Below are 22,281 nucleotides of genomic sequence, written 5' to 3'. Positions count from 1 at the left end.
GATCCGACCGAGCGGTCCCGGATGTCGTCCGGACTTCGCGTCAGTGGCACACCGGATTCGGGTAGTTCCCTCCGACAGTATCAGTAGCCGGTGCCGAGGTACGTGTGGATCCCCTGGGGGTCTTCGAGTTCGTCGACCAGCGCGATCGCGAAGTCCTCCATCGAGATGTAGCTGTCGCCCTCCTCGTCGGTGACGAGTTCGCCCTCGGCGGTCCGGTACTCCCCGGTCCGTTCGCCGGGTTCGATGAGCGCCGCGGGCGCGAGGTAGGTCCACCGGAGGTCCTCGGCCGCCGCGAGAATCTCGTAGGCGTCGATGGCCGCGCGGGCGATGGGGACCCACTCTTCGGGGAAGTCGTCGGTCTCGACGAGGCGGGTGTCGGGACCGACGTACAGGCCGCCGGCGCCGCCCGTCCAGACGAGCCGATCGACCGAGGCGCGGCGAATCGCCTCGATGACGGCCTCGATCATCTCCGCGAGCAGTTCGGGCGATTCGTCGTCGCCGGGACCAAGCGCGGAAGCGACGGCGTCGTGACCGGTCGCGAGTCGTGCGATCTGGTCCGGATCGGTCGCGTCGCCTGCGACCGCGACGAAGTCCGGATCCTCGATCTCGGGGACCGTTCCGCTCCGGGAGACGCCCGTCACGGCGTGGTCCCGGTCGAGCAGTTCCGTCGCGACCCGCCGTCCGATCCGCCCGCTGGCGCCGAGCAGTAGTACGTGCATCTGTCGTCGATCTACGACGTCGACCGGCGAAAGGGCGAGGGCTCCGGCAACGCCGACCGGCACCCGGGACGTCGAGACGGGTCGAACGCGACGTCTGAAGGGCGCGTGCGGAGCCGAGGCCCCCGCGCGGCGGACCGTAACCCGTTTCACGGGGGGCGAAGTAGCGGCACGTATGACCGTCACGATTGTCGGCTCCCAGTTGGGCGACGAGGGCAAGGGCGCCCTCGTCGACCTGTGGGGAGGCGACGCCGACGTGGTCGCCCGGTATCAGGGCGGCGACAACGCCGGCCACACCGTCGTCCAGGACGGCGACGAGTACAAGCTCTCGCTGGTGCCGAGCGGCGCCATCCGCGACAAGGTGGGCGTCCTCGGCAACGGCTGTGTCGTCAACCCCAAGACGCTGTTCTCGGAGATCGACGAACTGCGCGAGCGCGGCCTCGACCCCGACGTCCGCGTGGCTCGCCGCGCGCACGTCATTATGCCGTATCACCGCGTCCTCGACGGGATCGAAGAGGAAGCGAAGTCCGACTCCGACCTCGACGCGGGGACGACCGGCCGCGGCATCGGCCCGACCTACGAGGACAAGGCCGGCCGCCGCGGCATCCGCGTCGGCGACCTGCTCGACCCCGAGGTGCTCCGGGACCGGCTGGAGTACGTCATCCCGCAGAAGCGCGCGCTCGCCGAGGACGTCTTCGGCGTCGACACCGGCGAGGCGTTCGATATCGACGCCGTCTACGAGGAGTACGTGGAGATCGGCGAGCGCCTCCGCGAGGAGTCGATGACCGTCAACGCGGGGGAGTTCCTCGGCTCCCACGTCGACGCCGGTGACGACGTCCTCTTCGAGGGCGCACAGGGCACCTCGATCGACATCGACCACGGGATCTACCCCTACGTCACCTCCTCGAACCCGACCGCCGGCGGCGCCGCTACCGGAACGGGCGTCGGCCCGACCGTCGTCGGCCGCGGCGAGGTCGTCGGCATCGTGAAGGCGTACCTCTCGCGGGTCGGCACCGGCCCGCTCCCGACCGAACTGACCGGCGACGACGAGGAACTGGCCGACTACATACGCGAGAAGGGCGGCGAGTTCGGCACCGTCACCGGCCGGCCGCGGCGCATCGGCTGGCTGGACGTCCCGATGCTCCGCCACGCCGCCCGCGCGAACGGCTTCACCGGCCTCGCGGTGAACCACATCGACGTCCTCGCCGGCCTCGACGAGGTGAAGGTGGGCCACTCCTACGACCTCGACGGCGAAGAGCTGCTGACGATGCCCGCGACGACCGAGCGCTGGGGCCGCTGTGAGCCCAACCTCCGCGAGTTCGAGCCGTGGCCGGAGGTCGACTGGTCGGCCGTCGCCGCCGAGGGCTACGACGCCATCCCGGAGAACGCCCAGACGTATCTGGAGTACCTCTCCGAGGAGGTCGGCGCCCCGATCTACGCCGTCGGCGTCGGCCCCGACCGCGCGCAGACGATCGAACTGGCGAATCCCTTCGAGCAGTAGCTCCCGAGGGGCGAACAGTCGGCACCCGCGCGGTCCGAACTCTCGAACCGCTCCCCGCGTCGGCGTGCCGAGCGACCGCGGCCCGACGCGGGGCGTCTCTCAGATCACGCCGTCGGTGGTCCCGTCGTGGTACATAAACTCCCGGAGCGACACCCCACCGAACCCGTAGCCTTTTCACGGCCGCTCGCCTCCTACCGAGCGATGAAAGAGTCACTGATGGACATCCTCTGTGACCCCCTCGACAAGAGCGACCTCGAACTGGAAGTCGACGAGCGCGATGGCGAGGAGATCATCGAGGGGCGCCTCATCGGCACCGTCACCGGCGAGGTCTACCCGATCGAAGACGGGATTCCGAACCTCCTGCCGCCGGACATGCGCGACGACGACTGACTATCGTAGCGTCTGCAACTGATTACACATCCGATCGCACGACGGCGTGCGATCGAGTGAAGGAAGACTTGCAAACGCTACGATAGCGACACCCGTCTTCTGCCCGCCGTCCACCCGCGCCCACCTGAACGCTTTTAGTCGTTCGCTACGTCTGTCACTTCGTGTCAGAGTCGCTCCGGGTGGAACTCAACGAGGGGGCAGTCCACGCGATCGACGCGCCCGACGAGGCGACCGTCCGCGGCCCGTTCCACGTCGTCCTCCACAACGCCGGCGGTCCGGTCCACGTGCATCTCCACCTCGACGACGACCTCTCGGGGACCGCGCGGCTCAACGAGGCGAACCACTACGTCGAGGGCGGCGAGACCAGCCGGATCCCGATCGGCGTCGTCCCGGACCGAACGCCCGCCAGCGGCCGCCTGGAGATCGTTTCCGGCTACGGCGCCGAGACCGCGGCGATCGAACTCACCATCGCGAATCCCGACGCGAGCGACGTCGACGACGCGGCGACGCAATCGGACGCCGAGGAAACCCAACAGCGCGGGACCGCGTCCGCCACCCCGAGTAGCTCCAGACTCACTCGGGGCGGCGATCGGAGGAGTCGCACGCGACGGACCTCCCGAGCGCGGCGATCGCAGCGCGGGACGACGTTCTTCGACGACTCGGTGCCGGAGCTCCTCGCGCGGGTGGACGCCGACTCGCCCGAGACGCTCGCCTTCCTCGGCCTCGCGGTGGTGGCCGTGCTCGTCGGGCTCGCGGTGATCGCCGCGGTCGGCGAGGTGGTGCTGTCGCTCGTCGTCGCCGTGATCGTCACCGGCGCGGTCGCGGTCGCCGGGTGGCTCCTGCTGGAGTGACCGCGGACGGACGCGAGGACAGCAACGCGCGAGCGTGCGCTACCTCGGGCGGGGACCGAAGCCCTCCCGAGCGCTCACTGGAGGTACGAGGGCTCCTCGGCGGTACAGTTCTCTTCGTGGGTCTTCGCGTCGGACTCGTCTTCGAGCAACAGGCCGCACTCGTCGCACTCGTACCACGTCTGGCCGTCACGTTCGACGGTCGACACCATATCGGGTGTCACGAGGTCACACGCCAAAACCCTTCCCCCGGTGCGTCGAGCGCGCGTCCGGCGGGTACTCCCTCCCGGGCAAGACAAAAGAGCGGGCCCGCCGAAGGGCGAGTATGAGCGCGGACGACGGCCTCGAACTCACCGTTCGCGGGGCCGAAAAGCGAGACGCCGGCCGGGGGATCGCGCGCCTTCCCGAGCCGGCGCGGCGACGACTGAGCGTGCTCAGCGGCGACACCGTCGTCGTCGAGGGCGAGCGCGAGACGGTCGCGAAAGTGTGGCCGGCGGGCGGCGACGTCCCCGACGACGTCGTGCTCGTCGACGCCGACACACGGACGAACGCCGGCGCGAAGATCGGCGAGACCGTCAGAGTACGAAAAGTCGACGTCGAGACCGCCCGGTCGGTGACGCTGTCGATGCCGGACGACGTCGCCTTCGAGGACGAAGACCGCGCGGTCGAACTGATAAAGCGGGCGATCAGGGACCGGCCGATCCAGCCCGGCGGCCAGATCCGCTTCGAGTCGCTGAGCGCGTCGCCGTTCGTCGTGAGCGAGACGGCGCCCGACGGGATGGTTCGCGTCGCGGACTCGACGAAGCTTCGGCTCGAACGCGAAGGAACGCTGAGCCGAGTCGTCTCGGCCGTCGCGGGCGGCGACCGCGGCGGTGGCGAGGACGGCTCCGCCCCGGACGGCACCGCCGACGCGAGCCCGTCGGGGACCGCGCCGACGGTGACCTACGAGGACATCGGCGGCCTCGACGAGGAACTCGACCTCGTGCGAGAGATGATCGAACTGCCCCTCTCGGAGCCGGAGGTCTTCGCCCACCTCGGCATCGACCCGCCGAAGGGCGTCCTCTTGCACGGGCCGCCGGGCACCGGCAAGACGCTGATCGCGAAGGCCGTCGCCAACGAGGTCGACGCTACCTTCGTCGACGTCTCCGGGCCCGAGATCATGTCGAAGTACAAGGGCGAATCCGAGGAGAAGCTCCGCGAGAAGTTCCAGACGGCGCGGGAGAACGCCCCCGCGATCGTCTTCTTCGACGAGATCGACTCCATCGCGGGCAAGCGCGACGACGGCGGCGACGTCGAGAACCGCGTCGTCGGCCAACTCCTCTCGCTCATGGACGGCCTAGACGCCCGCGGCGACGTGGTCGTGATCGGCGCGACCAACCGCGTCGACACGCTCGATCCCGCCCTCCGGCGCGGCGGTCGCTTCGACCGCGAGATCGAAATCGGCGTGCCGAACGAGCAGGGACGCAGAGAGATTCTGGAGGTCCACACCCGCCGGATGCCCTTGGCCGAGGACGTCGACATCGAGCGGCTGGCGAGCCGGACTCACGGCTTCGTCGGCGCGGACCTGGAGTCGCTGGCGACCGAGGCCGCGATGACGGCGCTCCGGCGCGGCCGCCGGGCGGACGTCGACGCGCCGATCACGGAGCTGGAGGTGACCCGCGCGGACGTCGAGGCCGCGATGGCCGCGGTCGAGCCCTCGGCGATGCGCGAGTACGTCGCGGAGTCGCCGACGACGACGTTCGACGACGTGGGCGGGCTCAACGAGGCCAAGCGGACGCTCGAACGCGCCGTCACCTGGCCGCTGACCTACGGCCCGCTGTTCGAGGCCGCGAGGACCGATCCGCCGACGGGCGTGCTCCTGTACGGCCCGCCCGGGACCGGAAAGACGCTCCTGGCGCGCGCCATCGCCGGCGAGAGCGGCGTCAACTTCGTGCAGGTCGCCGGCCCGGAACTGCTCGATCGCTACGTCGGCGAGTCCGAGAAGGCCGTCCGAGAGGTGTTCGAGCGGGCCCGCCAGGCCGCGCCCGCGATCGTCTTCTTCGACGAGATCGACGCCGTCGCGACCGACCGGGACGCCGCGGGCGGCGACTCCGGCGTCGGCGAGCGCGTCGTCTCCCAACTGCTCACCGAACTCGACCGCGTCGCCGACCACCCGGGCTTGGTCGTCCTCGCGGCGACGAACCGGAAGGCGGCGCTCGACCCCGCGCTCTTGCGTCCCGGCCGCCTGGAGTCACACGTCGAGGTGCCCGCGCCCGACCGCGCGGCCCGCCGGGAGATCGTCGACGTCCACCTCGACGGCAAGCCGCTGGCCGGCGACGTCGACCGCGATGCCCTCGCGCGGGACCTGGAGGGCTACTCCGGCGCCGACGTCGCCGCCGTGGTTCGCGAGGCGTCGATGCGGGCGATCGAGGACGTCGCGAGCGCCTACGAGGGCGAGGCCGCGAACGACCACGCCGACGAGGTGCTGCTCACGCGGGCGCACTTCGAGGCGGCGATGGGGAGCGTCGGGCCGTCAGGATAGGTCGGGGATACGAACCGTCCGTGCCACCGGCAGGAATTAGTATAGACGTCTGTAAAGCATTTGTATATGTCCGGGACCGATACCACCAACAGCGACGATCCCGAGATGGTGCAGATCAATCTCCGTCTCAGCAGATCTTTCCTCGAAGACATCGACGAAACCTGGAAGGAAGAGGGGTTCAACTCCCGGAGCGAATTCCTCCGGTACGTCGCGCGCGACGCGGTGAAGCATCCGGGCTTCTCCCGGGAAGGGTGGAAGCAGATCGCGACGGTCGAACACGAGCGGCGGACCGGAGAGTCCGAGTCGTTCTCCCGAGCGGAGATCCTGGAGCTGATGGACCACGAGGGCGATGGGGAGTGAGAACTGGTCGTGGGAGTTCAGCCGGCAGGCCGGCGATCAGTTCGTCGCCCTCGACCCACACATCCAGGACCGGATCGTCTCGAAGCTGGACGAGATCGTCGACTCGAAGTGGCGCGATCCCGACGAGTTTCTGGAACCGCTGACCGGCGGGCCCTTCTCCAAACTCCGGATCGGTCAGTACCGATTGGCGTGTACGCTCGACCGGGACAGAACGATGCTCGAAGTGCATCGCATCGAGCATCGGAGCGGGGCCTACACCGCTGACGACTGACGACGCGGCTTCGACGAGAGACCGACTCAGTCCCAGAACGATTGCGTCCGGGCGTACTGCCGCTCCTGTTCGAGGATGTCCCGATAGAAGTTGGCCTCGTCCTCGCGGAGCTTACTGATGATCCGCGCGGCCGTCTGCGGCCCGACGCCGCGCGCCGCCAGCGCGATCACGGCCTGCTTGCCGTGGCTCTGAACCAGACTCGCCGAGCGGTAGGCGCGCTCGACCAGCCGCTCCGCCTCGTCGTCGCGGTCGGCGTCGTCCGCGCGGACGGCCTTCGGCGTCTCCTCGTCCCAGGGGTTGAGACAGGCGATTCGGGTCGCGCCGCACTCGGGACACTCCGGCTGGTCGCGGACGCGACGCACTTTCGTCTCGCGCTCCCAGTCGGCGCAGTGCAGACAGAAGAGCCGAACGCGGTCGTTCTGGATCCGCTCTTTCACCGCCTGGATCACGCTCGCGTCGGCGTTCTCGGGGACGAGGAGTTCGCGCCCGCTGGAGCGGCCGCCGGTCCCGATCGGCGTGCGCTCTCTGGCGGTTTCGAGGGCGACCGAGTCCCCTTGCATCCCGGCCAGGAGATCGGCTGTCTCCTCGACGGCGAGGTCGACGTGGAACACTTCCCGTACGGCCTCGTCGTAGACGGGCGTGTCCTCAAGCGCGGCGAGCAGGCGGTCGGCGCCGAAGCGCTCGCGGCCCTGGTAGCGCTTGAGCGCGCCGAACTTCGCGGCGACCTGCGCGAGCGTGAACTTCAGCGCGTCGGAGTTCTTCAGCGCCAGTTCGAGGACGGCCTCGACGTGTCCCGGTTCGGTGGTCTCTAAGACCTCGACGACGTCCCGAACCGAAGCCCGAGTGGGGACTTCGAGTTCGATCCGGTAGGGGCTGACCTCCATTCCGACGGAGGAGCCGGTGCGCTGGCCGACGAGCGCCGCGAGCAGGCGACCGAGCGTCTCGTTGACGCGGTGGCCGTAACAGCTGTTCACGACGACCGTGCGGCCCTGCCCCTCCGCGACGACCCGCTCGACGGTCGGGACCGGGAGGTCGGCCTCGACCTGGCGCTCGATCGGCTCCAGCGCCGTCGCCAGCGTGTCGGGATCGGTCGGGTACCTGGCCCGGAGGTCGCGGGCGACGGCCTCGCGGGAGGCGCCGCGGGCGAACTGGTCGGCGGCGACGGCGCGGATCTCGCCGACCTCGTTGGCGACGTGGGCGGGGACCGGGATCTCCGAGCCGGTCCAGGAGGGAACCTCGCCGCTCGGGTCCTCGATGGGCGTGACGTTCACCCGGGCCTCCTCGTCGTCGATGTCGTTGATGCGCCACATCTCGCCGCGCTGGATGAACGCCGCGCCGGGCTCGGCGAAATTGACGACGAAGCGCTCGTCGAGGGTGCCGATCTGGCCGCGCGAGGAGATGTCGTGGACTTCGTAGGTCTCCTCGTCGGGGATCATCGAGAGATTGGCGTAGAAGTACTGCCAGGTGCCGCCGGACTTCTCTAAGCGGTCGGCCTCCTCGTCGAGCCACAGTAGGCGGTTCTTCGAAAGCTCGCGGACGACCTCGCGGAAGGTTTCCTCGGCCAAGTCCGAGAAGGGGTAGGCCGCAGTCACCAGTTCGTAGGCGCGCCGCGCCGACACCTCGCCCTCGTCCATCACGACCCCGACGATCTGATTGGCGACGGTGTCGAGGCTGGCGTGGTGGATGCGCGCGGGCTCGACTTCCCCGACCTCGGCGCGGCGGGCGATCGCCAGCGCTTCGAGCGTGTCGTCGGGCTCGGCGGTGACGATCGTGCCGCGGGAGACCTCGTCGCGGCGGTGGCCCGCACGGCCGACGCGCTGGAGCAGGCGGGCGACCTCGCGGGGACTCCCGTACTGGACGACGTGGTCCACGCGGCCGACGTCGATCCCGAGCTCCATCGAGGACGTGCAGACGAGCGCGTCCAGCTCGCCCGACTTGAAGCGGTCCTCGACGTCGATCCGGACGTCCTTCGCGAGCGAGCCGTGGTGGACCTCGATCGGCTCGCCGAGCGCCTTGAATCGGGATCCGAGCGCCTCCGCGGTCTGACGCGTGTTGACGAAGACCAGCGTCGACTCGTGGTCGCGGACGAGATCCCGGATCGCGCGGACGTGGCTCGCGATCTCGGCGTCGGTCGCGAGCTCGCCGGCCAGTGTCTCGTCCTCGGCGGTCACCTCGGGGTGCGTGACGGTGAAGGAGACCTCGCTGCCGACGTCGACCTCGACGATCTCGAAGTCCCGATCGCCGGTGAGGAACTTTCCCACTTCCTCGGGCGAGCCGACGGTCGCCGAGAGCCCGATGCGCTGGAACGAGCCCGCGAGCGCGCGGAGCCGCTCCAAGGCGACGGTCAGCTGTGCGCCGCGCTTCGCGGAGGCGAGCTCGTGGACCTCGTCGACGACGACGTGGCTGACGTCCGAGAGCGCGCGCCGGAGCTTCTTGCCCGTGAGCATCGCCTGGAGCGTCTCCGGCGTGGTCACGAGGACGTCCGGCGGGTCGTCGGCCTGCTTTTGCCGCTGGTACTGGGTGGTGTCGCCGTGGCGGACGTCGATCTCGACGTCCAGCTCCTGGCCCCACCACTCCAGCCGCTGGCGCATATCGCGGTTCAGCGCGCGAAGCGGCGTGACGTACAGCGCGGAGATGCCCTCGCGCGCCTCGCCGTCCGCGCGGACGATCGCATCGAAGACGGGGAGCATCGCCGTCTCCGTCTTGCCCGTTCCGGTGGGCGCGATCACGAGGGCGTTGCGTCCGGCCGCGAGCGGGGGAATCGCGCGGCGCTGCGGCTCGGTCGGCGTCGCGAAGCCGCGCTCGGACAGGGCCGTCCGGAGGGGCTCGCCGAGGGCCGTGAACGCGTCCATCCCGCGGGCGGACGTACCGTCCGACATCGGTCCCACTACCGGCGCGAGCGGATTAAGCACCACGTTCCGATCGCCGAGCGCGGCCGAACGCGGCCGGACCGCGGCACCCTACTCGAGGAAGAGCCGAATGCCGCCGCCCGCGGCCGCGACGAGCGCGCCGCCGATGAAGGTCCCCGGAAGCGGAACCGCGAACAGTAGCACGCCCGCCGCGATCACCTTAGTCGAGGTTCGCATACCGCCGATTCCCGCTCGAAACGGAAAAGGGAGGCGCCCTCGGGTGTGCCCCGCGGGCGCGACCTCGCCGGGAAGTATTTCGTGCCGGAGGACCGAAGCCCGGACGTGAAGCCCCGAACGGCGTTCTGGGCGGCCCTCCTGGCCTACGGCGTCCTCTCTGTCGTCTCGGTCGCAGATTCGATCCGATCCGGCGGCCCGGGCGCGATCGGCGTCGCCGTCGGCGGCGTCCTCGTCGTCGCGAGCGCCGGCTACGCCCTGCGCCGACCCGAGCGCGCGGGCGGTCCCGAGGAGTGGAACCTCGTCGCGATCGCGGCCGTCGCGGGCGCGGTCCTCTACGCGCTCGGACTGCTCGTCGGCGTCGCCTGAGAGTAGTCACTACGAGTCCGGCGTTCGCCGCTCGGCTCAGACCGTCCGGTACGGCCCCAGCCGCGTGCCGTCGAGGAGATACACGTCGGCGTCGGCGGCGACGAGCGCGCGGGGGAGGAACGGCGAGAGGAACCCCTGGCCCTCGACGTTGACCCAGGTGCCGCCCGAGCGGTCGTTGAACGCCGGGAAGACGATCAGTTCGGGACCGCGCCAGTCGAACTCGTCGACGGCGACGCCGAGGTGTTCGGCGAAGGGCTCGGGTCGGAGCGGCCCGCGGAGCCACGCGCGCTCCTTGCGGCCGCCGCCGACCTCGTCTTCGAGTCTGACGGCCGGGTGTTCGTGGCCGACGCAGACGACGTCGCTCTCGACGACCTCCCGCGACGGCCAGGTGTGGCCGTGGACGAACCCGACGCGGCCCAGTCTGACGCCCTCCGGGCCTGTCACGGTGACGCGCTCGCCGCCGACGTCGGCGAGTTCGGATTCGAGCCCCGCGTCGTGGTTCCCGCGGACGAGCGTGACCGGCCGGTCGCCGAGGGCGTCGAACAGGTCGGCGAGCTCCTCGGACTCGGCGCCGTCGGCCGATCCGATCCGGTGGCCGAGGTCGCCGAGGACGACCACGCGATCCGGGTCGACGCGATCGAGCAGGCCGAGGAGCCGGATGCGTCGGAGGTCGGCGTTGCTGTCGAGTTCGACGCCGCGCTCGTAGCGGAGGCCGACCTCGATTCCGGCGTGGTAGTCGGAAACGACGAGCGCCGTCTCGCCATCGAGGCGCGCGCGCGCCGCGGGTTCGCCGGGGATCGGCTCGACGAGGGAACCCGAACCGCTCACCGACGGGGAATCGCCGCCGTCCATCACTCCCCCTCAGATCGCCTTCAGCGTGCCCTCGTTGGGCTCGTAGCACTGGCCGCTCATCAGCGCCTCCTGGATCGCGTCCTCGACGTCGTCGGGGTCGGCGCCGTACTCCTCGACGACGGCCGCGATCACCGCCTCCCGGTCGGCGCCGTCGCCGTCGTCGAGGTTCTCCATCACGGCGACCGCGGCGTCTTCGAGGTCGACGTCCGCTGCGTCCGCAGCCAAGTCGTCGGCTGAGTCGTCGACCGCCGGCTCGGGGTCGTCCTCCGTTGCTGTCCCGTCGCCGGCGCCTTCGCCAGCGACGTCAGCCGATTCGACGTCTGCGTCGGCGGTCTCCTCGGCCGGCGACGACTCCGCAGTCGGCTCGGGGGCCGCCGGCTCGGACGGGGTCGCGTCGGCCTCGTCCGACTCTCCGGCCTCGGCCTCCAGTTCGTCGACGTCCGGGACGTCGATGTCGGCCTCGCCCGGCTCGCTGACTTCGTTGCCCGTCGCGAACTCGGTGCCGTACTCGGCCTCGATCTCGGCGCGCTCCTCGGGGTCGAGTTCGTACATCTCGCCCTCGTCGATTCCGGTTTCGATATCGTCCGGATCCGCCCCGCCGGCGTCGACGCCGAAGTCGCCCAGTTCGTCGGATCCGGTTGTCTCGTCGGCGGCCGATTCCGCGGGCGCGTCCGGTTCGTCGCCTTCGTCCGCTCCGTCGAAATCGCCCGGTCCGTCGACCGAGTCGCTCGGCGACGGGTCCTCCGTCGCCGTCGATTCGGCGTCCGCGGACGCGGAGCCCTCGGAGTCGACTTCAGCGGGTGCAGACTGATCGGACACGTCGGCGGCGGCGGTCTCGGCCGCGGGCTGTGCCTCGGATTCGTCCGCCGTCGGCGACTCGGAGGTCTCGACCGTCGGCTCGGATTCGTCCGCCGCGGACTGGGAGGACGGCTCCGATGCGGTCGATGCAGTCGATCCGGTCGCTTCGGCGGCCTCGTCGGCGGCTCCGGCTCCTTCCGTTCCCGTACCGGCGGTCGCTGTCGCGTCGGCGGGCGCGGCGGAGGCCGCGGCGACGTCGGGGAGCGGGCCGAGTTCGTCGGGGCCGGCCTCGTCGGGATCGACCGCGAGCCCGTCGACGGCCTCGCGCTCGCCGGCGACGAGTTCGAGCCCCTGGATCGCCATCGTGCGGACCGCTTCGAGATAGTGTTCGGTCGGCTCGTAGTGATCGATCGCGAGCGCGACGCCCTGAGCGAGCGCCGCGTCGACGCCGCGGGATTCGAGCGCGGCTCGGAGGTCGTCGCCGCAGACGTCGAGATCGAGCGCCGCGGCGGTCGTCGCGACGCGTTCGAGCGTCGCCTCGGCGGCGGCGACGACCCAGCGGTCGCGGGTGTCGGCGTCGACCTCGTTGAGGCTCTCGGGGCGGACCGACGTGAAGATCCGATCGGAGTCGTCCGGCTGGTAGGTGCGGGCCTTGCCGGTCAGCGAGACGAAGCACGGCGGCTCCGCGCGTTCGAGAAAGCCCATCGCGTCGGGCTGGTACTGGCCGGCGTAGCTGACGAACACGCCCGTCGGGTCCGCGATCCGCCCGCGGACGATGTCGTCGTTGACCGACTCGACCTCGGTCAGCGCGCCGACGGCGAACAGGCGATTGATCCGCGCCCCGGTGGGGGTGACGACGTAGTTCGGCGCGCGCTCCTCGTCGCTTTCCGAATAAGACAGCGTCGCGTCGTCGAACTCGGCGGCGAAGACCCGACGGGCCACCTCGCGACCCTGCGGCGCGTCGCTCACGGCCGCACCTCCGTCAGGATCTCGGTCGCACGCGCGGCCGGGTCGTCGCCCGCGCGCTCGAACTCGCTGGCCTCGACGTTCGCGCCGTAGTCGTCGACCGAGAGATTGCCGCGGACGCGGTACTCGTGACCGACGACGCGCTCGCGGATCTCGTCGGCGACGACCTCCTTGCTCATCGCGTCGCGGGCGGCCTCCATCGCGTCTTCGAGGGTGCCGCCATACAGTTCCTCTGTGAGTTCGCGGTCCAAGATCGCCGTCACGGTACCGGTCCCGTCGTCGACGATCGCCTTCACGCGCATATCGTCCTCGCCGTCGACCGCGCCGTGGGTGCGGCACTGGCCGTTCTGGAGCACCCGACCGCATTCGGGACAGCGCTCGATGAGCCCCGAACCGTCGCGGACTTCGAGCACGTTCCCGACGAGTTCGACGTCGAAGAGGCCCCCGGAGCCGACGGCCTCGGCGATGCCCATCCGCGGGGCCTCGTCGTCGACCTCGATCTCGCGCGCCAGCGGGGTCACGGTCGTGTACTCCGAGAGGTTCACCTGCGGCACGCCGCGGAACTCCCGGACGTACACCTCTTCGAGCCGGAAGTCGTGGCCCTCGCGGAGCTCCGATCTGGCCTCCCAGTCCGTGAACGGGAGCCGCCCGGTCTCGTCGGCGACGACGCCCGAGCGGATCGTGGTCTCGCCGTCGCGGCCGTCGATGACGCGCTCTTCGGCCTCCAGCACCCGGACTTCGACGTTTCGGCCGCGGTGGCCCGACCGGAGGTCCACGAGGTCGGTGTCGCCGCCGATCTCGTAGGGGACCTCCACGGGCTCGGTCTCGATGGCGACCGTCGAGGACTGCCCGACGTTGAGTTCGGGCTCGCCCTCCCACTCGCGGACGCCGGCGTTGCCGACGGTGATCGAGTCGCCGGGCTCGAAGCCGAAGTCCTCCCAGGCGGTGTAGGAGATCTTCCCGGTCGCGTCCGCGAACTCGCCCTCGCGGATGACCTGCTCTTCGCCCTGGTAGCGGATCGACCGACGGCCGACAGAGAGCACCCGGACGGTCACGGTGACGTTGCCGTCCTCGGGCGTGACGTCCGCGACGTCCTTCGTCGAGGGAGTCGCGTCGCCCCCGTCGCCGCCGCCGTACTTGCGGCGGATGCTCTGTTTGGCCTCGTCGATCGGTACGCTGTACGACACGAGGTTCTCCAAGTCGTCTTTGACCTCCGCTTTGTCGACACCGAGGGCGGAGGCGAGCTCCTCGGCGTGATCGTCTACGTCCATCGTCGGGACGCTACGCCCGCCCGGAATAAAAACGTGGCCAGCGCGAGCGGGATTCCGAGGACGAGCGTTTATCCCCGAAGCCGCGGCCAGCGTCCCCGTGAGGTAAGCCCCGCTCGCGTCGGCCCGCGGGTGTCCGACGACACCGACGCGAGTAGCCGAGCGTCGTCGGCTGTCAGCCCTCCGCGAGCGGCTGCGCTGCTATTGTCCCTCGACGTCGTCGATGTTCTGCGAGACGTAGCGCACCAGCGCGAGCGGGATCCCGAGGACGAGCGCGACGGTGAGCCCGCCGTAGACGGCGAAACCGAGCGGCGTCGGCGGCAGCGGAACCAGAAAGAGGAACCGCGGCGCCGAGAGCCCATCGACGAACGCCCCCGTGAGCAGTCCGGCGGTCGCCGCGACCGCGACGAGCGCGACGTACAGTTGGATGACGAACCGCGATCCCTCGCGGGCGTCCGTGCGGGCCGCTCCCGCCGTCGGGTCGTCGCCGACTCGCACGTCCCTCTCCGCGTCGGGGTCCCGTTCGGTCACACCGGAGGTGCGTCGCGCAGGCCGATAATAGTGATTATCGGCCGCGCGGACGGCGCGCCACTCGGCGCGGCGAAGCGGACGGACCGGCACGGACTCGGGACGGGTCACCTGCTCCGGACCGACGCACCTTTGCCCGACTGGGTCGAATTCGGCGTATGAGCGACAGAGACCTCCTCGGACTCATCCTGGCGGCCGTCGTGGTGCTGATGTTCGCGACGGGAATCATCCTCGCGGTCTGACCGCTCTCGACGATCGACCGCAGGCCGTGACAGAATCGGCGGAACTGAAACGAAGAGAAACGAAAAAATCGGATCCGACGGCGACCTCAGTCGTCCTCAGCGGACGCGTCGACCGCTTCGCCGCCGTCGGGCAGCGCTTGTTCTTCCTCGCCGCCGTCGGCGATGGCCGTCTGAAGCTTCTGGTCGTACCAGTCCCACTCGGCGGTGTAGAGGCCCGCGTCCCGGAGGTTCCACGGGTCGCCGTCCTCGATCTGCGGGCCTTCGAGCCACGACTGGACGAAGTTCCACACGAAGATGATCTGGCCGACGAGCAAGATGAGCGCGCCGAGCGTCGCGACCTGATGGAGCGTCGCGAACTGCGGGAGGTACGTCGCGTACCGCCGCGGCATCCCGCCGTAGCCGAGCAGGATCATCGCGAAGAACGTGATGTTCGTCCCGACCATCGACAGCCAGAAGTGCGCCTTGCCGAGCGTCTTCTGGTACATCCGGCCGGTGTAGAGCGGGAACCAGTAGTACAGGCCCGCGAACCCGGCGAAGGCGATCGCGCCCATCACGATGTAGTGGAAGTGCCCGACGACGTAGTAGGTGTCGTGCAGGATCAGGTCGACGGGGATCGACGCCAGGAAGACGCCGGTGACGCCGCCGATGATGAAGTTCGAGACGAAGCCGATACAGAACAGCATCGGCGTCGTCAGCCGCACGCGACCGTTCCACATCGTCGTGATCCAGTTGAATGTCTTCACCGCGCTCGGTATCGCGATGGCGAGCGAGACCGCCATAAAGGACGCCCGGAGCCGCGGGTCGATGCCGGTCGCGAACATGTGGTGCGCCCACACGCCGAAGGAGAGGACGCCGATCGCGAGCGTCGAGTAGACGACGAACTTGAACCCGAAGAGGCGCCGTCCCGCAAAGCGCGGGAGGACGTAGCTGACGATCCCCATCGGGGGAAGCACCAGAATGTAGACCTCGGGATGGCCGAAGAACCAGAACAGGTGCTGCCAGAGGATCGCCCCGTCGCCGCCGGCGAAGAACGTCGTCCCGAAGTTGCGGTCGAACAGCAGCATCACGAGCGCGCTACCCAGAAGCGGGAAGGCGAACAGGATCAGCCCCGACTGGGTGAGGATCGTCCACGAGAAGATGTCCAGGTTCGCCCACGAGACGTCGTCGCCGCGTTCGGTGAAGATGGTCGCGATGAAGTTGATCGCACCCATCGTCGCGGAGACGCCTGACAGGTGAAGCCCCAAGAGCATCAGATCGACGCCGGCGTTGGCCTGATTGCCGGCACCGACGCCCGCAGACAGCGGGGTGTACATCGTCCAGGCGGTCTGCGCCGGAATGACCTCCGGAATCGGGAAGAAGCCGGCCCAGATGAGAAGCGCCGCCGGCGGCAGGAGCCAGAACGCGATCGCGTTGATCCGCGGGAACGCCATGTCGTCCGCGCCGATCAGGAGCGGCACCAGATAGTTCGCGAACGCCGCGATGATCGGCGTCCCGAACAGGAACAGCATCGTGATACCGTGACTCGTCAGCATCGAGTTGTAGAACTGATTCGAGATGAGCGTCATCCCGGGATCGATCAGCTCGATCCGCATCACGACGACCATCAGGCCGCCGACCACGAACGCGATGAGCCCGTACGTGCCGTACAGGATGCCGATGTCCTTGTGGTCCACTGTGGTGAGCCAGCGGATGACACCGGACGGTTTCTCCTCGGAAACGTATCCTTCCCCTTGCCCGAAGGCGCCGCCGCCCGCGATCGGGCTGTACGAACGCCAGTTTTCGATCCGCGCGAGCCACGCGGCGACGGCCACGAGGAAGAGCCCCATAAGGACCGTCAGTGCGAGCTGTCCGTTGACCTGCATAGGGGAGTCTGAGGAACGAAAGGTAATGAAAGGTTCGGGACGGCGCAGCCGTCTCAGCTCCGATAAAACGACCGACAGGAGGCACAGCGGGGGAATCGAACGTGACGAACGAGAATCCGCCGAGAGAAGAACGCGTATCGAACGCCGGCGGAAGCGGCTCAGTTCGCTTTCGAGGAGTCGTCGCCGTCGTCGGTGTCTGCGGCGTCGGCGTCCGCGCCGTCGTCGCCCTCGTCCGCCTCGGTGTCTTCCGCGCTCGCGGCGTCAGTCTCGGTCGCCTCGGCATCGTCGCCCGCGTCGGCGTCGGTCTCGCCTTCGACCGCACCGGCCGCCGCTTCGGCTTCGACCTCGGAGTCGGATTCGTCGTGGCCGTAGCCTTCGAGCGGTTCGGCGCCGCGGACGCCGGCCTGGCCCGGGAGATAGACGTCGCCGGACTGTTCGCTCCCCGCGACGGCGCGGCCGGCGAAGTACGTCAGGATCGCCAGCAGGACGAACGGGATGGCGAGCAGCCCGAACTGGATGGCCGACGCCATCGGGTCGATGCCGAACGGTGAGATCACCGCGAACGCGACGACGAAGAACGCGATGATGAACAGGGGAACCACGTTGACGGTGAGGTCGAGCAACGTGTCCCGATCGAAGATCTTGTTCGCCATAGGCGACCGTTTCGGTGGAGAATCAAATAGGTTGTTGGTTCGGCGCCGACGGCGTCAGGGCCGGTCCGGTGAGAATCCCGCCGTCAGTAGATCGGTTCCTGTCCCAGTCAGTAGGTCGGCTCCTGTCCCTGGCTGAACAGCGCGCCGGCGCCGCCCGCCGCGACGAGGATGACCGCCGCGGCGACGATCGCGGTCCCCCGGCTGGGTAGATCGATCGGCGTGAAGACGAAGGCGACGCCGAGCGCCGCCAGCGGGACGGCGACGCCGACCAGCGCGCGCCACGGGGACCGCGCGTACCCCGTTTCTGTGCTCATCCCGGCGACGCTCCCGCCGAAGAGCAGGAGTCCGCCCACCGCGAGCGGAAACAGCCCGAAGAGGATTCCGAGCTCCGCGATGGGGATCCCAAGCGCGATGAAGAGCGGCCAGGGGCTCGCCATCCGATACTGCTCCGACAGACCCGGGTCGGTGCTCATTGCCGGAGGAAGGAGCCGAACGATACAAAGCGCTTCGATTCTGCCGACCGGCCCGGAGACGGGCCGGAAAGAACACCTTTTTCGACGCAGATGGACGAGGGAGAACCGATGGGACTGGAAGAAGAGATCGAGGATCTCCGCGAGGAGATCGCGAACACGCCCTACAACAAGGCCACCGAAGAGCACATCGGGCGGCTGAAGGCGAAACTCGCGGAGAAGAAGGAGAAACTCGAAAACCAGTCCTCCGCCGGCGGCGGCCACGGCTATGCGGTCGAGAAGACCGGCGACGCGACCGTCGCTCTCGTCGGGTTCCCCAGCGTCGGCAAGTCGACGCTGATCAACGCGCTCACGAACGCCGACAGCGAGGTCGGCGAGTACGAGTTCACGACCCTCGACGTCAACCCCGGGATGCTGAAGTACAACGGCGCGAACATCCAGATCCTCGACGTCCCGGGGCTGATCGAGGGCGCCGCGGGCGGGCGCGGGGGCGGCAAGGAAGTCCTCTCTGTCGTCCGGACGGCCGACCTCGTGGTGTTCCTGCTGTCGGTCTTCGAGATCGAGCGCTACGAGCGGCTCCAGCGCGAGTTGTACGACAACAAGATCAGACTCGACACGTCGCCGCCGAACGTCACCATCTCCAAGCGCGGCAAGGGCGGACTGCACGTGACGACCTCCGACGACGTCTCCCTGGACGAGGATACGATAAAGAGCGTCCTGCGCGAGCACGGCTACGTCAACGCCGACGTGACCGTCCGCGGCGACGTCACGATCGACGAACTCATCGACGGCATCATGGACAACCGCGTGTACCTCCCCTCGATCGTCGCCGTCAACAAGGCCGACCTCATCGACCGCGAGTACCTCCCCACCGTCGAGGAGAACCTCCGGGAGGTCGGCGTCGATCCCGAGGCGGCGACGTTCATCAGCGCCGAGGCCGAGAAGGGCCTCGACGCGCTCAAAGAGGAGATGTGGGAGGCGCTCGGCCTGATCCGAGTGTACATGGACAAGCCGGGCCGCGGCGTCGACTACGAGGAGCCGCTCGTCCTCCAGGAGGGCGAAAACACCGTCGACGACGCGCTCCGGAAGCTCGGCGGCACGCTCGACGAGCGCTTCCGCTTCGCCCGCGTGACGGGGCCGAGCGCCAAGCACGACGAGCAGCAGGTCGGCCGCGACCACGAACTGCAGGACGAAGACGTGATGCGCGTCGTCGCCCGGAAGTAGCGAACCGTGTCGCGTCCGTCCGCTCCGTCGGCGCTCGCGCGGATGTCCGTTCTCGGGGCTCTGTTGGCGATCCCCTGGTCCGTCCAGGTCTTCGCCGTCGGCGACGCCACCTTCCTCTTCGCGTGGGGGCTCGTGAACACGAACCCGCCGTCGGTGACGACGCTGTTCGACTTCCTCTTCGTGTACACGCGCGGACTGCCGGCGTACATCCTCGCGTGGCCGCTGTCGACGCTGTGCTACGCCGCCGCGCTCGCGAGCGCCGCCGTCGGCTGGCGGACGGGGCGCGAGGATCCGCGGGTGACGGCGGGGCTACTCGTCGTCGGCGCGGTCGCACAGTTCCGCCTCGCGTGGGGCTTTTCGGTCCAGCCCGGACGGACCGCGTGGCCGGTCGCGTCGGTCGCGTTCCTCGCCGTCGCGTGGTGGGGCTACTGGCCCGTGCTCCGCCAGTCCGTCGGTCGGTAGCGACAGAGCGCCGCTATCCGTCGTCGTCGAGGTACGGCTCCTCGATGTGGACGTCGCCGCCGACGAGCGCGGTCAGCCGCCGCGTCCCGGCGTCGAACAGGAACACCAGCGGCGCGAGCAGGCGCTCGACCACCGAGAGCGGGCGCGCCACCCGGAGCGACCACGACCGGGCGTGCCCGAAGCCGTAGGACTTGGGAACGATCTCGCCGAGGACCAAGACGAGCACGCTCACGGCCACGGTCGCCACGACGACGGTGGCGCCGGGCGGGACGAAGCGCGCCACGAGCAGGGTGACGATGCTCGTGATCGCGATGTTGACGACGTTGTTGCCGACGAGGATCGTCACCAGGAGCCGGTGCGGGTCCGAGCGGAGCCGCTGGAGCGTGCGGCCGTCGGCCGATCCGTCGGCCGCCGCCGTCCGAATCCAGTCGTCCGGGAGCGAGAAGATCGCGGACTCGCTGCTGGAGAAGAAGGCGCTGAGCGCCAGGAGGACCACGACAGCGACCAGCGACGGAAGCACCACGACGAGGGAATCCATACTCGGCGGTCTGTGCGCACCCGTATCAAAGTGGAGGTCGCGGGGGATCCGATCGGTACGGGAACGGGCGCGCGGCGAGCGCGTTCAGCACCCTTTTTCACCACCGCGTGCGATGATTCGGGTATGTCCGGCGTACTCGATCACGTGATGATGCGGGTCGAAGATCTCGAGGAGTCGCTCGACTGGTACACGACGCATCTGGACTACGAGGAGAAGGGCCGCTGGGAGGCGGACACCTTCACGAACGTCTATCTCGGCCCCGAGGAGATGCACGACGAGGGGGCGATGCTCGAACTCACCTACAACCACGACGACCGCACCTACGAGATGGGCGACGCCTGGGGCCACATCGCCGTCCGCGTCCCCGAGGGCGAACTCGAAGAACACTACGAGCAGCTGCTGGACGAGGGCGTCGAGGACTACCGCGACCCCGAGTCCTGCGGCGGCCGCTACGCCTTCGTGAAGGACCCCGACGGCCACGAGGTCGAGATCGTCCAGCGCGACGCCGACCTGCCCACCTGGAGCCTCGATCACACGATGATCCGCGTCGAGGACGCCGACGAGGCGCTCGGCTTCTGGGCGCGGAAGTTCGAGTACGTCCCCGACGGCCGCTGGGAGTCCGACACCTTCGCGAACTACTTCATGAAGCCGCGAGGCGCCTCCGACGCCGCGATGACCGTCGAGCTCACCTACAACTACGACGGCCGCTCGTACACGATGGGCGACGCCTGGGGCCACCTCTGTGTACGCGCCGACGACCTCCACGACTACTGGGAGACCCTGATGGAGCGCGAGGCCGACGACTACCGCGATCCCGCGTCGTGTGAGGACCGCTACGCGTTCACCAGAGACCAGGACGGCCACGAGATCGAGATCCTGAACCCCGAGTCGTAAGCGGGTAGAGCGCCCGCGACGCGACCGATCCGGTGTCGCGCCGCGGGCGCACGGAACGGCAAGGGATTTATTCGTCACTCTCCTTCTCACGCCTATGCCGGGGCTGCTCTCCGACGCGCTCGCGTGGGTCGTGATCCTGACGTTCGCCGTCGGAGCGCTCTCCGAAGACAGAAGCGAGCGGGTCGCGCGGTATCTCACCGCCGCCGCGTGGGTCGGCTTCGCGGGCTTTTGGCTCCAGTTGGTGCCGCACTTCGCGTTCGTCCACAAGAGCTACGTCGAAGGGATCCTCGCGGTCGCGGCCGTGCCGGCGTCGCTGTATACGGCCTATCTGCTGTGGAACGGCCGCGACTCGCTGTTCGTGCTCTCCCGCGCGGTCGCCGCGATGGGCCTGATCTACCTCCCGTTCGAGACGATCCCCGCGTTCTCGCTGTTCGGCGTCGGGGTGCCGGCTCCGCGCGGGATCCTGATGGAGACCGTCGCCGCCCAGACCGGCTACCTCGTGAACGCGTTCGGATACCACCCCGAGATGATCGTCGGCGAGCAGGGGTATCTGAACACGTTCCTCTTTTTCGACGGCGAGCACCGCCTGACGGTCTCGGTCGTGCTCGCGTGTACCGGGCTGGGGAGCATCGCCATCTTCGCCGGGCTGATCGCCGCGGTGAAGGCGCCGCTGCGCCGGAAACTGCGCGCGATGGCGGTCGCCGTCCCGATCATCTACGCCCTGAATCTGCTGCGGACGACGTTCATCACGATCGCCTTCGGCAAGCAGTACATGCAGTGGTTCGTCGACGAGGTCCTCCTGCTCTTCGGCTCGTCGGACCCGTACATGGTCTCGTTTTTCATCTCGGATCGGATCATCAGCCAGCTGCTCGCGGTGGTCGTCCTCGTCGGGATCACCTACCTCGTCGTCCGGGAGCTCCCCGAGCTGCTGACCGTGATCGAGGACGTGCTCTTCCTCGTGACCGGCGACGAGTACGACCTCGAATCCGAACTCGGGCTGAATCGGCCGGGCGCCTGAGCGTCCGCCCGACTACCGGCGAGGTCATATCCGTCGGCGCCCTCCGAGCAGTATGACTCCGCGGACGATTCTCCGGATCGAGGGCGGCGCCACGCTCGCGGCAGCGCTGTACGGGTACTATCTCCTCGACGGCCCCTGGTGGCTCCTCGCCGTGCTCGCGCTCGCCCCCGACCTCTCGATGCTCGGATACCTCGTCGACGAACGGATCGGAAGTGTCGTCTACAACCTCGGACACACCTACACGCTCCCGGTCGCGCTGGGCGCGGTCGGATACGGTCTCGACGCGCGGATCCTGCTGCTCGGCGCGCTGGTGTGGGCCGGCCACATCGGCGCCGACCGACTCGTCGGCTACGGGCTCAAACTGACGTCAGGATTCGACGAGACGCACCTATCGCACCCGACCGCAGAACGGAAGCCCCGCGACCGAGTGCCGAAGCCTCGCTGACG

23 protein-coding genes and 1 pseudogene are annotated in these 22,281 nt (G+C 69.1%); 12 read left to right on the top strand and 12 right to left on the bottom strand.

What is annotated here, in order from left to right:
- Positions 1-80: 80 nt before the first annotated feature.
- The gene (locus OS889_RS06890) at positions 81-719 is read right to left on the bottom strand and encodes an NAD(P)-dependent oxidoreductase (protein ID WP_372388473.1); all 639 of its coding nucleotides are present in this window, start codon (positions 717-719) and stop codon (positions 81-83) included.
- Positions 720-891: 172 nt separating this feature from the next.
- On the opposite strand from OS889_RS06890, the gene OS889_RS06885 reads away from it, so the two are divergent.
- The 3 genes from OS889_RS06885 to OS889_RS06875 all read left to right on the top strand — a co-directional run bounded on the left by OS889_RS06885 (position 892) and on the right by OS889_RS06875 (position 3,458).
- Positions 892-2,217, top strand: a complete 1,326-nt coding sequence (locus tag OS889_RS06885; RefSeq protein ID WP_372388471.1) for an adenylosuccinate synthase — start codon at positions 892-894, stop codon at positions 2,215-2,217.
- A gap of 201 nt (positions 2,218-2,418) precedes the next feature.
- On the top strand, positions 2,419-2,607 hold the full coding sequence (locus OS889_RS06880) for a methytransferase partner Trm112 (protein ID WP_313689546.1): 189 nt from the start codon (positions 2,419-2,421) through the stop codon (positions 2,605-2,607).
- Positions 2,608-2,768: 161 nt separating this feature from the next.
- Positions 2,769-3,458: a DUF7524 family protein gene (locus OS889_RS06875; RefSeq protein WP_372388470.1), complete on the top strand. Its 690-nt coding sequence runs from the start codon at positions 2,769-2,771 to the stop codon at positions 3,456-3,458.
- A gap of 74 nt (positions 3,459-3,532) precedes the next feature.
- On the opposite strand, the gene OS889_RS06870 is transcribed toward OS889_RS06875, so the two are convergent.
- Complete coding sequence (locus OS889_RS06870; RefSeq protein ID WP_372388469.1) at positions 3,533-3,667, bottom strand: DUF7128 family protein; 135 nt, start codon at positions 3,665-3,667, stop codon at positions 3,533-3,535.
- A 113-nt stretch (positions 3,668-3,780) separates the two neighbouring features.
- Here OS889_RS06870 and OS889_RS06865 point away from each other — a divergent pair, with 113 nt between their 5' ends.
- From OS889_RS06865 to OS889_RS06855, 3 genes are all read left to right on the top strand, one after another.
- Positions 3,781-5,976, top strand: coding sequence for an AAA family ATPase (locus OS889_RS06865; protein ID WP_372388468.1), 2,196 nt, complete (start codon positions 3,781-3,783; stop codon positions 5,974-5,976).
- 66 nt (positions 5,977-6,042) lie between these two features.
- Complete coding sequence (locus OS889_RS06860; RefSeq protein WP_372388466.1) at positions 6,043-6,336, top strand: ribbon-helix-helix domain-containing protein; 294 nt, start codon at positions 6,043-6,045, stop codon at positions 6,334-6,336.
- On the top strand, positions 6,326-6,607 hold the full coding sequence (locus OS889_RS06855; protein ID WP_372388464.1) for a type II toxin-antitoxin system RelE family toxin: 282 nt from the start codon (positions 6,326-6,328) through the stop codon (positions 6,605-6,607). The genes OS889_RS06860 and OS889_RS06855 overlap by 11 nt, the downstream gene beginning before the upstream one ends.
- 26 nt (positions 6,608-6,633) lie before the next feature.
- On the opposite strand, the gene OS889_RS06850 is transcribed toward OS889_RS06855, so the two are convergent.
- Both OS889_RS06850 and OS889_RS06845 read right to left on the bottom strand, forming a co-directional pair.
- The gene (locus tag OS889_RS06850; protein WP_372388462.1) at positions 6,634-9,486 is read right to left on the bottom strand and encodes a DEAD/DEAH box helicase; all 2,853 of its coding nucleotides are present in this window, start codon (positions 9,484-9,486) and stop codon (positions 6,634-6,636) included.
- Positions 9,487-9,567: 81 nt separating this feature from the next.
- Positions 9,568-9,693, bottom strand: coding sequence for a hypothetical protein (locus OS889_RS06845; protein WP_372388460.1), 126 nt, complete (start codon positions 9,691-9,693; stop codon positions 9,568-9,570).
- A 105-nt stretch (positions 9,694-9,798) separates the two neighbouring features.
- On the opposite strand from OS889_RS06845, the gene OS889_RS06840 reads away from it, so the two are divergent.
- Positions 9,799-10,059, top strand: a complete 261-nt coding sequence (locus OS889_RS06840) for a hypothetical protein (protein WP_372388459.1) — start codon at positions 9,799-9,801, stop codon at positions 10,057-10,059.
- Positions 10,060-10,095: 36 nt separating this feature from the next.
- Here OS889_RS06840 and OS889_RS06835 read toward each other — a convergent pair whose 3' ends face one another.
- The 7 genes and pseudogenes from OS889_RS06835 to OS889_RS06805 all read right to left on the bottom strand — a co-directional run bounded on the left by OS889_RS06835 (position 10,096) and on the right by OS889_RS06805 (position 17,701).
- Positions 10,096-10,911 (bottom strand): metallophosphoesterase, encoded by an 816-nt coding sequence (locus OS889_RS06835; protein ID WP_372388457.1) that lies wholly within the window; start codon positions 10,909-10,911, stop codon positions 10,096-10,098.
- Positions 10,912-10,920: 9 nt separating this feature from the next.
- The gene (locus OS889_RS06830; RefSeq protein WP_372388455.1) at positions 10,921-12,678 is read right to left on the bottom strand and encodes a hypothetical protein; all 1,758 of its coding nucleotides are present in this window, start codon (positions 12,676-12,678) and stop codon (positions 10,921-10,923) included.
- On the bottom strand, positions 12,675-13,946 hold the full coding sequence (locus OS889_RS06825; RefSeq protein WP_372388453.1) for a Single-stranded DNA binding protein: 1,272 nt from the start codon (positions 13,944-13,946) through the stop codon (positions 12,675-12,677). The genes OS889_RS06830 and OS889_RS06825 overlap by 4 nt, the downstream gene beginning before the upstream one ends.
- Before the next feature lie 198 nt (positions 13,947-14,144).
- Positions 14,145-14,441, bottom strand: a complete 297-nt coding sequence (locus OS889_RS06820; protein WP_372391577.1) for a DUF7520 family protein — start codon at positions 14,439-14,441, stop codon at positions 14,145-14,147.
- A gap of 358 nt (positions 14,442-14,799) precedes the next feature.
- The gene (locus OS889_RS06815; protein WP_372391576.1) at positions 14,800-16,539 is read right to left on the bottom strand and encodes a cbb3-type cytochrome c oxidase subunit I; all 1,740 of its coding nucleotides are present in this window, start codon (positions 16,537-16,539) and stop codon (positions 14,800-14,802) included.
- A 326-nt stretch (positions 16,540-16,865) separates the two neighbouring features.
- Positions 16,866-17,228: pseudogene (locus tag OS889_RS06810) on the bottom strand (DUF6684 family protein); the annotation flags it as partial.
- 107 nt (positions 17,229-17,335) lie between these two features.
- Positions 17,336-17,701 carry a DUF7541 family protein gene (locus OS889_RS06805; protein ID WP_372388452.1) on the bottom strand — a complete coding sequence of 122 codons (366 nt, stop codon included), beginning with the start codon at positions 17,699-17,701 and terminating at the stop codon, positions 17,336-17,338.
- A gap of 108 nt (positions 17,702-17,809) precedes the next feature.
- Here OS889_RS06805 and OS889_RS06800 point away from each other — a divergent pair, with 108 nt between their 5' ends.
- A complete protein-coding gene (locus OS889_RS06800) occupies positions 17,810-18,922 on the top strand; it encodes an OBG GTPase family GTP-binding protein (RefSeq protein WP_372388451.1) in 1,113 nt (370 codons plus the stop codon).
- Between the two features lie 6 nt (positions 18,923-18,928).
- The gene (locus OS889_RS06795; protein ID WP_504923075.1) at positions 18,929-19,384 is read left to right on the top strand and encodes a TIGR04206 family protein; all 456 of its coding nucleotides are present in this window, start codon (positions 18,929-18,931) and stop codon (positions 19,382-19,384) included.
- 13 nt (positions 19,385-19,397) lie between these two features.
- Here OS889_RS06795 and OS889_RS06790 read toward each other — a convergent pair whose 3' ends face one another.
- Entirely contained in the window at positions 19,398-19,922 is a 525-nt protein-coding gene (locus OS889_RS06790; protein WP_372388447.1) for a DUF21 domain-containing protein, read from the bottom strand.
- 123 nt (positions 19,923-20,045) lie between these two features.
- On the opposite strand from OS889_RS06790, the gene OS889_RS06785 reads away from it, so the two are divergent.
- The 3 genes from OS889_RS06785 (at position 20,046) to OS889_RS06775 (ending at position 22,279) form a co-directional block, all read left to right on the top strand.
- Positions 20,046-20,816, top strand: coding sequence for a VOC family protein (locus OS889_RS06785; protein WP_372388445.1), 771 nt, complete (start codon positions 20,046-20,048; stop codon positions 20,814-20,816).
- 94 nt (positions 20,817-20,910) lie between these two features.
- Positions 20,911-21,834 (top strand): archaeosortase A, encoded by a 924-nt coding sequence (gene artA / locus OS889_RS06780; protein WP_372388443.1) that lies wholly within the window; start codon positions 20,911-20,913, stop codon positions 21,832-21,834.
- A gap of 52 nt (positions 21,835-21,886) precedes the next feature.
- A complete protein-coding gene (locus OS889_RS06775) occupies positions 21,887-22,279 on the top strand; it encodes a DUF4260 domain-containing protein (RefSeq protein WP_372388441.1) in 393 nt (130 codons plus the stop codon).
- Positions 22,280-22,281 lie beyond the last annotated feature (2 nt).

Source organism: Halobellus sp. MBLA0158, assembly GCF_041477585.1.
Classification (GTDB): Archaea; Halobacteriota; Halobacteria; order Halobacteriales; family Haloferacaceae; genus Haloquadratum; species Haloquadratum rubicundus.
Note: the sequence above shows the minus strand (reverse complement) of the source record. Positions and strands in the feature narration are given on the sequence as shown.

What these genes read in the sequence shown, in the direction of transcription:
- OS889_RS06890 (WP_372388473.1), bottom strand. Translation starts at nt 719, where the DNA reads ATGCACGTACTACTGCTCGGCGCCAGCGGGCGGATCGGACGGCGGGTC.
- OS889_RS06885 (WP_372388471.1), top strand. Translation starts at nt 892, where the DNA reads ATGACCGTCACGATTGTCGGCTCCCAGTTGGGCGACGAGGGCAAGGGC.
- OS889_RS06880 (WP_313689546.1), top strand. Translation starts at nt 2,419, where the DNA reads ATGAAAGAGTCACTGATGGACATCCTCTGTGACCCCCTCGACAAGAGC.
- OS889_RS06870 (WP_372388469.1), bottom strand. Translation starts at nt 3,667, where the DNA reads ATGGTGTCGACCGTCGAACGTGACGGCCAGACGTGGTACGAGTGCGAC.
- OS889_RS06865 (WP_372388468.1), top strand. Translation starts at nt 3,781, where the DNA reads ATGAGCGCGGACGACGGCCTCGAACTCACCGTTCGCGGGGCCGAAAAG.
- OS889_RS06860 (WP_372388466.1), top strand. Translation starts at nt 6,043, where the DNA reads ATGTCCGGGACCGATACCACCAACAGCGACGATCCCGAGATGGTGCAG.
- OS889_RS06855 (WP_372388464.1), top strand. Translation starts at nt 6,326, where the DNA reads ATGGGGAGTGAGAACTGGTCGTGGGAGTTCAGCCGGCAGGCCGGCGAT.
- OS889_RS06850 (WP_372388462.1), bottom strand. Translation starts at nt 9,486, where the DNA reads ATGTCGGACGGTACGTCCGCCCGCGGGATGGACGCGTTCACGGCCCTC.
- OS889_RS06845 (WP_372388460.1), bottom strand. Translation starts at nt 9,693, where the DNA reads ATGCGAACCTCGACTAAGGTGATCGCGGCGGGCGTGCTACTGTTCGCG.
- OS889_RS06835 (WP_372388457.1), bottom strand. Translation starts at nt 10,911, where the DNA reads ATGGACGGCGGCGATTCCCCGTCGGTGAGCGGTTCGGGTTCCCTCGTC.
- OS889_RS06825 (WP_372388453.1), bottom strand. Translation starts at nt 13,946, where the DNA reads ATGGACGTAGACGATCACGCCGAGGAGCTCGCCTCCGCCCTCGGTGTC.
- OS889_RS06815 (WP_372391576.1), bottom strand. Translation starts at nt 16,539, where the DNA reads ATGGGGCTCTTCCTCGTGGCCGTCGCCGCGTGGCTCGCGCGGATCGAA.
- OS889_RS06805 (WP_372388452.1), bottom strand. Translation starts at nt 17,701, where the DNA reads ATGAGCACCGACCCGGGTCTGTCGGAGCAGTATCGGATGGCGAGCCCC.
- OS889_RS06800 (WP_372388451.1), top strand. Translation starts at nt 17,810, where the DNA reads ATGGGACTGGAAGAAGAGATCGAGGATCTCCGCGAGGAGATCGCGAAC.
- OS889_RS06790 (WP_372388447.1), bottom strand. Translation starts at nt 19,922, where the DNA reads ATGGATTCCCTCGTCGTGGTGCTTCCGTCGCTGGTCGCTGTCGTGGTC.
- OS889_RS06785 (WP_372388445.1), top strand. Translation starts at nt 20,046, where the DNA reads ATGTCCGGCGTACTCGATCACGTGATGATGCGGGTCGAAGATCTCGAG.
- artA (WP_372388443.1), top strand. Translation starts at nt 20,911, where the DNA reads ATGCCGGGGCTGCTCTCCGACGCGCTCGCGTGGGTCGTGATCCTGACG.
- OS889_RS06775 (WP_372388441.1), top strand. Translation starts at nt 21,887, where the DNA reads ATGACTCCGCGGACGATTCTCCGGATCGAGGGCGGCGCCACGCTCGCG.